Raw genomic sequence first — 12,236 nt, 5'->3', positions numbered from 1 at the left:
GGTCGCATAATGCAAAAGCCCCCGGCATAGGCCGCGGGCTCAGTCCTGACTCACTATGGAGGCACTGTGAAGGCATTGCAAGGCGTTAACGGACATGTGGAATGGGCTGACAGCACAAGTCCAGCCCTCGATGTAGGACAAGTACGAATCAAGGTGGCGGCTGCCGGTCTCAACCGCGCCGACCTGCTGCAGTGCGAAGGCAAGTACCCGCCACCGCCTGGAGCCAGCGAAATACTTGGTCTGGAGTGCGCCGGGGTGATCGCCGAGGTAGGGCCGGGCAGCAGTTGGCAGGTCGGTGACCGGGTCTGCGCCCTGCTGGCCGGGGGCGGCATGGCTGAAGAGGTGGTGGTCGATGCCCGCCATGTTCTGCCGGTCCCGGAAAACCTGGGCCTGGCCGAAGCGGCAGCGTTGCCGGAGGTGTACGCCACGGCCTGGCTGAACCTGTTCCAGCTGGCAGCCATCAAGCCTGGCGAAAAGGTCTTGCTGCACGCCGGTGCAAGTGGCGTTGGTTCAGCCGCGATTCAGCTCTGCAAGGCTTTTGGCAGCCCGGTCTGGGTCAGTGTCGGCTCCGCTGAGCGGCTGGACTATTGTGTTCAGCTCGGTGCCCAGGGCGGTGTGCTACGCAGCGAAGGTCTGGATGGGCTGAAAGCGCTTGGCCCGTTTGACGCGATCCTCGATCCGGTCGGTGGCGAAGATTATTCCAATGCCAACCTCAAACTGCTGGCCCAGGACGGTCGCTGGGTGCTGATCGGCATGATGGGCGGGCGCCATGCCCAGCTCGACCTGGCCCACGTGCTGGGCAAGCGTATTCAGTTGCTGGGCTCGACCCTGCGCAGCCGCGATGATCAGTTCAAGGCCGACTTGCTCAGCGACCTCGGCCAGCAGGTCTGGCCGCTGTTCGCCGAAGGCCGGCTCAGCCCGCAACTGGCGCGGACTTACCCGATCGAACAGGCCCAGGCGGCTTTCGAAGAGCTTGCCGGCAACCAGGTGTCGGGCAAGCTGGTGCTGATCATTGATGGCAGCCTGAACTGACCCGCCAAGGCGCCAGTCTATTTCCAGACATGTACCGGCCAGCCGGCCTGCAACGCATGCTCCAGCAGCACCGGGTCAGGGTTGACCACCTGCGGGTGGTCAACGGTCTGCAGCAAGGGCAGGTCGTTGCGTGAATCGGAATAGAAACTGGCGCCTTCAAGGTTCTCGCCTTCGGCGTCGAGCCATTCCAGCAGGCGGGTGACTTTGCCTTGCTGGTAGGTCAGCACGCCGGTTGTGGCGCCGCTGTAATGACCATGTTGTATGTCCAGATCAATGGCCAGCACTTCATCGATACCCAGGCGCTCGGCGATCGGCGCCACCAGATGCACGCCGGAGGCAGAGATCACCAGAATCCGGTCGCCTTTTGCGCGGTGTTCGGCGATGGCCTTGCAGGCATCGGAAAAGATGATCGGCTCAATGAAGTCCTCGACCCAGGGGCCGACCAAATGCTCGATCTCTTCAGGAGTACGGCCAGCCATAGGCTCCAGGCTGAACGCCATGTAGTCCTCCATGGCCAGTTCACCGGCTTTGTAGGCCTCCATCATCTCGTCGTTGCGGCGCATGAACGAGGCCGGGTCGACCCAGCCCAGGCGGCCCATCTGCTCGCACCATAAGGTGGAGCAGTCACCATCGATGAGGGTTTCGTCCAGATCGAAAATCGCTACGGGCATTGATAGGGTCCTTTATGAGCGTGATGGCGACACTGTACCTTGTGGGAGCGAGCTTGGTCGCGAAAGCTGTCGTCCAGACGCCAGAGATGTTGCGTCAGGGCTGATTTTTTTTCGCCAGCAACCTCGCTCCTACTGCAGATGGCGAATCGCGGCGGGTTCGATGTTCAGCCCCACTGCCTGCCCGTCGGGCTGCAGGTCCGCTGCCGAGCGGTTGAGCACGTCGACTACCAGCGCCACGCCGTTGACCTGCACGCGGTAACGGATCACGTTGCCCAGCAGGCTGTGGCTGACGATTTCGCCGGCCAGCTCGCCGCTGCTGCTCAGTTCGATGGCCTCCGGGCGAATGGCAATGCGGCTGTCGACCGGGCGTTGCAGCAGGCGGCTGGCGGTCTGGGCGTCGAGCAGGTTGTAGTTGCCGATAAAGCCCGCAGCGAAGGCATCCACCGGTGCGGTGTAGAGCGTTTCGGCGTCGCCGCTCTGGACGATCTGCCCCTGATTCATCAGCATGATGCGGTCCGACATGGTCAGGGCTTCTTCCTGGTCATGGGTGACGAAGATCGTGGTCAGGCCCAGCTCACGCTGGATGGCGCGGATCTGTTCACGCAGGTGTTTGCGAATCCGCGCATCCAGTGCCGACAGCGGTTCGTCGAGCAGCAGCAGGCGCGGGCGGGTCACCAGCGAACGGGCCAGGGCCACCCGCTGGCATTGGCCGCCGGACAACTGGTGTGGGTAGCGTTTGGCAAAATCCTGCAGTTCGACCAACTGCAAAATTTCACTGACCCGGCGTTGGCTGTCGTCAGCGCTGACCTTCTGCATGCGCAGGCCGAAGGCGACGTTCTGCTCCACGCTCATGTTGGGGAACAGCGCGTAGCTCTGGAACACCATGCCGATGTTGCGCTTTTGCGGGGTTTGCGGCACCAGGTCCTGGCCGTCGAGCAGGATGCGCCCGCTGTTCACCGGTGTCAGCCCGGCAATGCAGCGCAGCAGCGTCGACTTGCCACACCCGGACGGGCCGAGCAGGGTAATGAACTCCCCTTTGTCGATGTGCAGGTTGATGTCGCTGAACACAGGCGTGCCGGTGTAACTCTTTTGCAGCTTTTCGATACTGATAAAACTCATGTCAGCTCTTGTCCTTGTTCAGTCGGTTGGCGACCCAGGTCAGTGCCAGCACGAAGACAAAATAGGAAACCACCAAGGCACTGTTGAAGTGGCCGCTGCTGTTGCGCATGTTGTTCAGGTACACCTGCAAGGTTTCATAGCGGGTGCCGACCAGCAGGTTGGCAAACACGAATTCGCCGAACAGAAAAGAGAACGACAGCAGCAGGGCGACCATCAGGCCCTTGCGCAGGTTGGGCAACACCACCAGAAACGCCGCCTGCCAGGTATTGGCGCCCAACAGCCGGGCGGCGTCCATCAGGTCGATGAGGTTGATCGCCTGCAGGTTGTTGGTGATGGCCCGGTACATGAACGGCAGGGCGATGGTGAAGTAACAACCGATCAGAATCCACGGCGTACCGACCATAGCCATTGGCCCGGAGCCATACAGCTGTAGCAGCCCCACCGACGACACCACCGGTGGCACGGCAAAGGGCAGCAGGATCAGGATGTTCATCAGCCCGTCCAGCCGCGGGAAGTGGTAATGCACCACGAACAGCAGCGGCAGAATCAACAGCACCGACAGCAGCAGGGCGCCGACGCAGACCAGCAGCGACTGGGCGAAGGCGGTCAGAAACCGCGCGTCGCTCCACAACGCCAGGTACCACTTGAAGGTCAGGCCGCTGGGCAGCACGGTGGCCGACCAGCTGGTTGAGATGGAGTACAGGAACGTGCCGGCCAGCGGCAGCAGCAGGATCAAAAACAGCAACCACACCACCGCACGGTGATACAGGCTGGCCTGTTGTTGTGAAGAGCCTTTCTCAGCGAGCGACATGGTAGCTCCTTCTCAGCAGCCATTGATGCACCACGGTCACCAGGGTCATGAGCCCGACCAGGATCATCGCCAGGGCGCTGGCGGTATTGGGGTCGAGGGTGATGTCACCGGCCACCAGCGCGGCGATGCGGATCGGCAGCACGTTGAAGTTGCCCGTGGTCAGGGCATACACCGTGGCGTAGGCGCCCAGCGCGTTGGCCAGCAGAATCACGAAGGTGCCCAGCAGCGCCGGGGTCAGCACCGGCAGGCCGATATGCCGCCAGAACTGCCAGGGGCTGGCACCGAGCAGCGCCGCCGACTCGGCCCAGTCTTCGCGCAGCGCATCGAAGGCCGGGTAGAGCAGCAGCACGCCCAGAGGAATCTGGAAATAGGTGTAGACAATGATCAGCCCGGTCTTGGAGTACAGGCTGAAGTCATCGATGATCCCGGCCTGTTTGAGCATCAGGGTCGCGGCACCGTTGAAACCCAGCAGGATAATGAACGCGAAGGCCAGCGGCACGCCGGTGAAGTTGCTGGTCATGTTGGCAAAGGCGCTGACGAAGTCGCGCAGCCTTGAGTCGACCTGACGCAGCGACCAGGCGCCAATCAGCGCAATGACGATGCCGAACAGGCTCGACCAGAAGCTGATCTCCAGGCTGAACTGGATCGCCTGACGGTAAAACCGTGAGTTGAACACCTTGGCGAAATTATCCAGCCCCCAGCCGTTGTCCGACTGCAGGCTATGGATCGCAACCCAGGCCAGCGGCGCGATCTGGAACACGATGAAAAACAGGGCGAAGGGTAGCAGGCATAACAGCGCCAGCCATTGCCCGCGGGAAAGAGACTTCAAGTCAGACGCTCCCAGAGGGTGAAATAGGGTAGGAGCGAGCTTGCTCGCGAAGGCAATATTCCAGGCGCTTAAGATGCAGCGTCTGTCTCGGCCCATTCGCGGCTAAAGCGGATCGCCGCCCGGCCGCTCCTACCGTGGGTCGGTCAATTCATCTCGATGATGACTTGCTCGTTCCACTTTTGCGGCAAGGCCTTGGAGGTTTTTTCCCAGGCATCGGGGTTCTTGATCGGTGTCACGTGCTTGTACTGCTCGTTGGGCAGCAGCTTGGCCTTGACCTCGTCCGGCAGGGTGATGTGCTCGGCGCGGATTGGCCGGGCGTTGCCCTTGGCCAGGTTGATCTGCCCGGCATCACTGAAGATGTACTCACGGGTCAGCTTGGCTGCATTGGGGTGCTTGGCGTATTTGTTGATGATCGTGGTGTAACCGGAAATCACCGAGCCATCGGACGGAATCAGCACCACGTAGTCATCGGGTTTGGCCATCTTGGCCTTGTAGCTCAGGCCGTTGAAGTCCCAGACCACTCCGACTTCGATTTCACCTTTCTCGATGGTCTGGATGGTCGGGTTGGCCAGCGACAGGCGCTTCTGCTTCGCCAGTTCGGTGAACAGTTGCAGGCCCGGCTCGATGTTGGTTTCGTCGCCCTTGAAGGCAAACGAGGCGGCCAGCACACCATTGGCGGCTTGCGCGGCGGTGCTGACGTCACCGATGGAGACCTTGTACTTGCCGGTTTTCAGATCGACCCAGCTTTTTGGAATTTCCGATCCGTGCAGCAGGTTCTTGTTGACGATAAACGCGATGGTGCCGGTGTAGGCCAGCGCCCAGTGGCCGTCCTTGTCCTTGGCCCAGTCCGGTACCTGCTCCCAGGTGCTCGGCTTGTAAGGCTGGGTCACGCCCTTGGCCGTGGCGATCGGGCCGAAGGCGGCGCCCACGTCACCGATGTCGGCGCTGGCGTTGTCTTTCTCGGCATCGAACTTGGCCACTTCCTGGGCCGAACTCATGTCGGTATCGCTGTGCTTGAGGCCGTACTTGGCGGTCAGGTCAGCCCAGGTGCCTTTCCAGTTGGCCCAGTCATCAGGCATGCCGACGCTGTTGACCGCGCCTTCGGCACGGGCGGCGTCTTCCAGGGATTTCAGATCAGTGTTCGCGAAGGCCGTGTTGCTCAGGGCAATGGCCGAACCCAGCAGTGATGCCAACAAAAGGTGTTTCATTCGAAGCTCCTTGATGCACATGCGGCAAGAGGGTGGTCTTGGTCTAGATCAGCAATACCTGAGCCAAATTAGGCGCCTTGCATGACATTTTCGTGTCGGCATGGGGTGTGCAATGGAAAAATCCGTTGCTCAGGTCGCTCTGGGTGTACAGCGTAGACCAAGCTTGAACCCTTGATCGGCAAGGTGTTGCAACAGATTGTGATCTAGTCTTGGCTGACCTCGACGAGCAATTGTCACAGGACAGTCATCTGTGCGAACTAGGCTATCGAGCCAGATGCCAGAAGGCTCTGGTGCTCACTTATGGCGCTGGACTAGACCATTCAGGACGCTCAATGCGCGACGATGAACCACGAGCCGTTGTCACTATCGGCAAAGCCTTGCAGGAGCAGATTGAGAGCGGCCTGCTGCCGCCGGGCAGCAAGCTGCCGGCAGAGCGACGACTCAGCGAAGTATTCGCCACCACGCGCATTACCCTGCGCGAGGCCTTGTTGCAACTGGAAGCTCAAGGATTGATCTACCGGGAAGAACGCCGCGGCTGGTTCATCTCGCCACCACGCCTGGCCTATGACCTCAACAGCCGCAGCCACTTTCATGCCATGGTCAGCGCCCAGGGACGGCAGGCGCATACCCAACTGCTCTCGGCCCGCCTGCAACCGGCTTCGGCTGTCATCTGCCAGCGGCTGCAACTGCCGGCGTTGTCCAGTGTGATTCAGATCTGCCGCGCCCGGCGCATCGATCAACGTCTGGTGCTGTATGTGGAGCACTACCTGCGCCCCGAGTGCTTCCCCGGCATCCTCGACTGTGACCTGAGCCAATCACTGACCGAGCTTTATACCGAGCGCTATGGGTTGCAGTACGGGCGGGTCAACTTCGAACTGTCACCCACCGCCCTGCACGCTGAAGCCGCCGCTGCACTGAAAGTCTCGATCGGCACGCCTGGGCTGTGCATCGCCAGAGTCAATCATGACCGCAACGGACGACTGATCGACTGCGACCTGGAATACTGGCGGCATGATGCGATACGGGTCAGTGCCGTGATGGGTGGGGACTGAAGGAACTGCTGCCACTGGCGTTAAGCTTCTGCTTTTGCTCTTCGAACCGGGATGGCATAGACGACGCCGACCGCCAAGTCGGCGCCGGAGTGAGGGAATCCCGCTTGAAGCGGGACTAGCCGTGGCAAGCGCTGAACTGACCCCCAAAGTAACTCGCCCAGCAGGGCGAAACCTGCAGTCCAGAAACCGCGAAAAAGGATTTTCTATCGCTGCGCAGATCACGCCTTTTCGCGGCTAGCCGCTCCTGCGGGCGAAGGCCGTCAATGGTCAAGGCAATTCGTTACTGGTGTAGAACGCGCCCAGGACTTTGACCAGGTGCGCCAGATCATGACTGCCCGCCAGCTCGCGAATCGAATGCATCGCAAAGGTCGGCAAGCCAATATCTACCGTGCGAATACCCAGATGACTGGCAGTGATCGGCCCAATGGTCGAACCACAGCCCATATCACTGCGTACCACGAAACTCTGCACCGGCACTTCCACCGCCATGCACAGATGACGGAAAAAACCGGCTGTTTCACTATTGGTCGCGTAGCGCTGGTTATTGTTGACCTTGATTACCGGGCCGGCATTGAGCTTGGGACCATGATTGCCATCATGCTTGTCGGCATAGTTAGGGTGCACGCCATGGGCATTGTCGGCAGAGATCAACAACGAGCGCTGGATCGTGCGCACGTAATCTTCATGATCACTGACCAGCCGCTGAACGATCTGCTCCAGCATCGGCCCGTCGGCGCCACAGGCTGAAGCCGAACCGATTTCCTCGTGATCGGTACAGACCAACAGGCAGGTTTCCTCGCTGTCGCTGCCCAGCAGCGCCTGCAGGCCGGCGTAGCACGACAGCAGGTTGTCCAGCCGCGCACCGGCGATGAAGTCGCCATTGAGGCCAATCACCGCGGCGCTCTGGGTGTCGTAGAAGCTCAGCTCGTAGTCGAGCACCACGTCGGCATTGAGATCGTGCTCACGGGCCAGTTGATCGGTGAGCAAGGCGCGGAAGTCCGGGCGTTCATCACCGGCCACCTGGGCGAGAATCGGTGGCAGCTCGATCTGCGGGTTGATCTGCCAGCCTTCGTTGGCGGTACGGTTGAGGTGAATCGCCAGGTTGGGGATCACCGCAATCGGCTGTTTGAAATTGACCAGCTGACTCTCGACCTTGCCGTCACGGCGGAAGGTCACACGCCCTGCCAGCGACAGGTCGCGGTCGAACCAGGGGGCAAGCAACGCGCCGCCGTAGACTTCCACACCCAGTTGCCAGAAGCCTTGGCGTTGCAGCTCCGGCTGTGGCTTGACCCGCAGGCACGGGCTGTCGGTGTGCGCGCCGACCATGCGGATGCCGCTGATCAGCGGTGAGTGGCGGCCCATGCGCCAGGCGACGACGGATGAGTCATTGCGGGTCACGTAATAGCGGCCGCCAGCCTCGACGGCCCAGGTGTCACGCTCGTCCAGGCGTTGGAAGCCACCGGCCTCCAGATGTTGCACCAGGGTCGCGGTGGCATGGAACGGGGTAGGCGAGGCCTTGAGGAAGTCGATCAGGCCCTTGTTCAACTCTTCACGCATAAGTCACTCCAGACAGCAATGGCGCGAGTTTAACGCATTGGCTGGCAATATGGCGCTTGTAGGAACGAGTGTGCTCGCGAAGGCGGTAGCCTTCGCCGCTAAAGCGGCTCCTACGGGTACGTGACAAAATCTCAGAACGGTGCCGGGCACTCGAAGCGTAACCGCTCGCCGCTGACCGGGTGGGTGAAGCTCAGCATGCTGGCATGCAGGCACAGGCGCGGATACGCCGCCAGTGCTTGCGGGTGGGCATAAAGGCCGTCACCCAGCAGTGGGTGACCGATCGACAGCATGTGCACACGCAACTGGTGCGAGCGTCCGGTGATCGGGGTCAGTTCGACGCGGCAATGGTCAGCGGCCCGTTCGAGGACTTTCCAGAACGTCAGGGCGTGCTTGCCATGCTCGTGGTCCACCACATGGCGCGGTTTGGTCGGCGGGTCGTAGCGCAGCGGCAGGTCAATGCTGCCGCTGTCCAGCGTCGGCTGGCCCCAGCACAGCGCGGTGTAGGCTTTCTCGGTCTCGCGGTCGTGAAACTGCCGCGACAGTTCGCGGTGGCTGTCGGCATCACGGGCCAGCAGGATGATGCCGGAGGTTTCCCAGTCCAGGCGATGCACGATGCGGGCCTCGGGGTAACCGTTTTCCTGCAGGCGGGTAATCAGGCAGTCCTTGTTGTCTTCGGCGCGGCCAGGAACCGACAACAGAAGCGTGGGCTTATCGATTACCAGGACGGCACTGTCCTGATGGAGGATGCGGATATTCGACAACGGCATGCGGGTAGACGGCCTCGGTACGCTATGAAAAACGCCAGCGGCGCAAGCAGCGACCCTCGACGGATGAGGGTTGCCGGTTGCGCCGCTGGCGACTGCCGGATCAGCGATCGGGCAGGGTGACGTTGAGTTCCAGAATCGAGCAGCTACCCTGGTTTTCCAGAGCGACCTGCACTTGATCGGACTCGATGTTGACGTATTTGCGGATCACTTCCACGAGTTCCTTCTGCAACGCAGGCAGGTAGTCGGGGGTGCTGTTACCGCGTTGGCCGCGCTCGTGCGCCACGATGATCTGCAGACGCTCCTTCGCAACCGAAGCGCTGCTGGCTTTCTTGCGGTCACGAAAGAAGTCAAAAATATTCATGCGTTAACCCCCGAACAGACGTTCAAAGAATCCTTTCTTTTTCTCATCCAGGAAGCGATGTTCCCGGTCCTTGCCAAGCAGGCGGTCGACGGCATCACTGTAAGCCTGGCCGGCGTCGCTCTGTTCATCGAGGATCACGGGAACACCCTGGTTGGACGCTTTGAGCACGGCCTGGGATTCAGGAATCACGCCCAGCAGGGTCACTGCCAGAATTTCCTTGACGTCATCCACGCCGAGCATTTCGCCCTTGCTGACGCGCTCCGGATTGTAGCGGGTCAGCAGCAGGTGTTCCTTGATCGGGTCTTCGCCGTTTTCGGCGCGGCGCGATTTGCTGGCCAGCAGGCCCAGCATGCGGTCGGAGTCACGGACCGAAGACACTTCAGGGTTGGTGACCACAATGGCTTCGTCGGCGAAGTACATGGCCAGGTGGGCACCGGTTTCGATGCCGGCCGGAGAGTCGCAGACGATGTATTCGAAGGACTGGCGCAACTCGTTGAGCACGCGTTCGACGCCGTCTTTGGTCAGGGCTTCCTTGTCGCGGGTCTGGCTGGCTGCCAGCACGTACAGGTTTTCGATCTTCTTGTCCTTGATCAGCGCCTGCTGCAGGTTGGCTTCGTTGTTGACGACGTTGACGAAGTCGTAAACCACGCGGCGTTCGCAGCCCATGATCAGGTCGAGGTTACGCAGACCGACGTCGAAGTCGACGATCACGGTCTTGTGGCCGCGCAGTGCGAGGCCGGTACCGATGGCGGCGCTGGTGGTGGTCTTGCCCACACCACCCTTGCCGGATGTAACTACGAGAATCTTGGCCAAGGTGTTTCACCCCTAGAGGATACGGACTATTGAAAGTCCCTGAAGAGCGTCCCTTGAAGCGGCGTCAGTAGAGCAATGCCGGAAATCATCAAATCATCGGCCTTTTATAGCGTCCCGTCGGGTGGCGCTGGATAAAACACACGTGTTTCTGAATTTCCTACAACCTTTGCTACGTTTTCGCGACGAGTCAGAGATGCTTAGGTAAATAGCGGCAGTATCCGTTAAAGCCGAATGATGTTCAACACGTCCCCGGACAGGCTGACCTGCACGCCGGTGCCCCATAACGGGTCCCTGCGCAGGTCTTCCGAAACCTTGTACTGACCGGCGATCGAGACCAGTTCGGCGCCCATCTGCTGGCAAAAGATCCGGGCCTTGGTGTCTCCTTTGATGCCGGCCAGTGCCCTGCCGCGCAACGGGCCATACACATGGATGTTGCCATCGGCCAGAAGTTCCGCACCGGGGCTCACTGGCGCTACCACGACCAGGTCGCCGCCCTGAGCATAGATCTGTTGCCCACCGCGCACCGGCGAGGTAATGACGCGGGTTGGCCGGACGGTCGGCTCGGGTGGCTTTTCCGGGGCTTTCGGCGCTGGCGGCGCGGCTTCTATCGGCTCCAGCGGCCGCTCGCGGGCACCGGAGGGCGGCAGCACCGGCAAGTCGATGGCAATCGCTGCGGCGATGTCTTCGATGCGGCTGGCGCGGATCGCCAGGGTCCGCAGGCCATGCTGACGGCAGATACGCACCAGACCCGGCAGGTCGACCGTGCCTTGCTGGGGCGCAATCTTGTCCAGAGCCAGAATCAGCGGCGTATTGCTGAAGAAATTCGGGGCCAGGGCGACCTTGGCTGCCAGTTGTCTGTCCAGAGCCTCAAGGTCAGTGCGTGCCAGTTCCATAACGGTGATGGCCAGCATGCTGCCCTTGAGCTGAAACACGGGGTCGAGGTTTTGCGATTCGGTCTGACTCATGGTCGGCATAGACAACAGCTTGTCGCTAAAAGTGCCGAGACTTATAACGAGAACATCCGTCAGCCGCAAGCCATGGCGAACCGATGTAGAATGCGCGGCCATTGTCCTGACGGAAGCCTAAATGGACCGCCCGCATTTTCGACCGTATTTTTTGCACCCGCGTTTCTGGGCCCTGTGGCTGGGCCTGGGGCTGCTGTGGCTGATCGTGCAGTTGCCGTACCGGCTGCTGCTGGTGCTTGGCCGCTGGCTGGGGTTGGTGATGTACGGGTTTGCCGCTGATCGAAAATACATTGCCGCACGCAACCTGGAGCTGTGTTTCCCTCAGTTGTCGGCGGCCGAGCGCAAACGCCTGCTCAAGGAAAACTTCGCCTCCACCGGCATTGCCTTCTTCGAAATGGCCATGAGCTGGTGGTGGCCACGACAGCGACTGGCCAGACTGGCGCACATCGAGGGTTTGCAACACCTGCGTGAGGCGCAGCAGGCTGGCGAGGGCGTGATCCTCATGGCCCTGCATTTCACCACGCTGGAGGTCGGCGCGGCGCTGCTCGGCCAGCAACACACCATCGATGGCATGTACCGCGAGCACAAGAACCCGCTGTTTGACTTCATCCAGCGCCGGGGCCGTGAGCGGCACAACCTCGACTCGCTGGCGGTCGAGCGCGAGGACGTGCGTGGCATGCTTAAACTGCTGCGCAAGGGCCGGGCTATCTGGTATGCCCCGGATCAGGACTATGGCGCCAAACAGAGTGTCTTTGTGCCGCTGTTCGGCATCCAGGCCGCGACCGTGACCGCAACCAGCAAATTTGCCAAGCTGGGCAAGGCTCGCGTGGTGCCGTTTACCCAGCAGCGTCTGGCCGATGGCCGTGGTTATCGGCTGGTGATTCATCCGCCGCTGGAGCACTTTCCCGGTGAAAACGACGAAGCCGATTGCCTGCGTATCAATCAATGGGTAGAAAAGGCCATTACCGAGTGCCCTACGCAATACCTGTGGGCGCACCGGCGCTTCAAAAGTCGGCCAGAAGGTGAGCCGAGGCTGTACGCAAAAAAATAA

The 12,236-nt window shown here is 61.0% G+C and carries 13 protein-coding genes; 3 read left to right on the top strand and 10 right to left on the bottom strand.

Going from position 1 to position 12,236, the window contains the following annotated elements; genetic code table 11:
* Positions 1 to 66 precede the first annotated feature (66 nt).
* Positions 67 to 1,032, top strand: a complete 966-nt coding sequence (locus tag NJC40_RS26325; RefSeq protein WP_253142763.1) for an NAD(P)H-quinone oxidoreductase — start codon at positions 67 to 69, stop codon at positions 1,030 to 1,032.
* A gap of 17 nt (positions 1,033 to 1,049) precedes the next feature.
* Here NJC40_RS26325 and NJC40_RS26320 read toward each other — a convergent pair whose 3' ends face one another.
* The 5 genes from NJC40_RS26320 to NJC40_RS26300 all read right to left on the bottom strand — a co-directional run bounded on the left by NJC40_RS26320 (position 1,050) and on the right by NJC40_RS26300 (position 5,670).
* Positions 1,050 to 1,703 carry an HAD family hydrolase gene (locus tag NJC40_RS26320; RefSeq protein ID WP_253142762.1) on the bottom strand — a complete coding sequence of 218 codons (654 nt, stop codon included), beginning with the start codon at positions 1,701 to 1,703 and terminating at the stop codon, positions 1,050 to 1,052.
* Between the two features lie 129 nt (positions 1,704 to 1,832).
* Positions 1,833 to 2,822 (bottom strand): ABC transporter ATP-binding protein, encoded by a 990-nt coding sequence (locus tag NJC40_RS26315; RefSeq protein ID WP_253142761.1) that lies wholly within the window; start codon positions 2,820 to 2,822, stop codon positions 1,833 to 1,835.
* Between the two features lies 1 nt (position 2,823).
* Entirely contained in the window at positions 2,824 to 3,633 is an 810-nt protein-coding gene (locus tag NJC40_RS26310) for an ABC transporter permease (protein ID WP_253142760.1), read from the bottom strand.
* Positions 3,620 to 4,462 (bottom strand): ABC transporter permease, encoded by an 843-nt coding sequence (locus tag NJC40_RS26305; protein WP_253142759.1) that lies wholly within the window; start codon positions 4,460 to 4,462, stop codon positions 3,620 to 3,622. Before NJC40_RS26305 ends, NJC40_RS26310 begins: the two co-directional genes overlap by 14 nt.
* A gap of 143 nt (positions 4,463 to 4,605) precedes the next feature.
* Positions 4,606 to 5,670, bottom strand: coding sequence for an ABC transporter substrate-binding protein (locus NJC40_RS26300; RefSeq protein WP_253142758.1), 1,065 nt, complete (start codon positions 5,668 to 5,670; stop codon positions 4,606 to 4,608).
* 332 nt (positions 5,671 to 6,002) lie between these two features.
* On the opposite strand from NJC40_RS26300, the gene NJC40_RS26295 reads away from it, so the two are divergent.
* Complete coding sequence (locus NJC40_RS26295; protein ID WP_045481456.1) at positions 6,003 to 6,722, top strand: UTRA domain-containing protein; 720 nt, start codon at positions 6,003 to 6,005, stop codon at positions 6,720 to 6,722.
* A gap of 267 nt (positions 6,723 to 6,989) precedes the next feature.
* Here NJC40_RS26295 and NJC40_RS26290 read toward each other — a convergent pair whose 3' ends face one another.
* The 5 genes from NJC40_RS26290 to minC all read right to left on the bottom strand — a co-directional run bounded on the left by NJC40_RS26290 (position 6,990) and on the right by minC (position 11,185).
* Complete coding sequence (locus NJC40_RS26290) at positions 6,990 to 8,279, bottom strand: M18 family aminopeptidase (protein WP_045481454.1); 1,290 nt, start codon at positions 8,277 to 8,279, stop codon at positions 6,990 to 6,992.
* A 131-nt stretch (positions 8,280 to 8,410) separates the two neighbouring features.
* On the bottom strand, positions 8,411 to 9,046 hold the full coding sequence (locus NJC40_RS26285) for an RluA family pseudouridine synthase (protein WP_045481451.1): 636 nt from the start codon (positions 9,044 to 9,046) through the stop codon (positions 8,411 to 8,413).
* A 100-nt stretch (positions 9,047 to 9,146) separates the two neighbouring features.
* Complete coding sequence (gene minE / locus NJC40_RS26280; protein WP_045481448.1) at positions 9,147 to 9,407, bottom strand: cell division topological specificity factor MinE; 261 nt, start codon at positions 9,405 to 9,407, stop codon at positions 9,147 to 9,149.
* Positions 9,408 to 9,410: 3 nt separating this feature from the next.
* Complete coding sequence (gene minD, locus NJC40_RS26275; RefSeq protein ID WP_045481444.1) at positions 9,411 to 10,220, bottom strand: septum site-determining protein MinD; 810 nt, start codon at positions 10,218 to 10,220, stop codon at positions 9,411 to 9,413.
* A 221-nt stretch (positions 10,221 to 10,441) separates the two neighbouring features.
* Positions 10,442 to 11,185: a septum site-determining protein MinC gene (minC, locus tag NJC40_RS26270; RefSeq protein WP_045493656.1), complete on the bottom strand. Its 744-nt coding sequence runs from the start codon at positions 11,183 to 11,185 to the stop codon at positions 10,442 to 10,444.
* 121 nt (positions 11,186 to 11,306) lie between these two features.
* Between minC and NJC40_RS26265 the strand changes: the two genes are divergently transcribed.
* Positions 11,307 to 12,236: a lipid A biosynthesis lauroyl acyltransferase gene (locus NJC40_RS26265; RefSeq protein ID WP_253116839.1), complete on the top strand. Its 930-nt coding sequence runs from the start codon at positions 11,307 to 11,309 to the stop codon at positions 12,234 to 12,236.

The sequence above is a fragment of the Pseudomonas sp. 21LCFQ02 genome, assembly GCF_024129895.2.
Lineage (GTDB): Bacteria > Pseudomonadota > Gammaproteobacteria > Pseudomonadales > Pseudomonadaceae > Aquipseudomonas.
The sequence above is the reverse complement of the archived record's forward strand: the minus strand, read 5'-3'. Positions and strand labels throughout refer to the sequence as shown.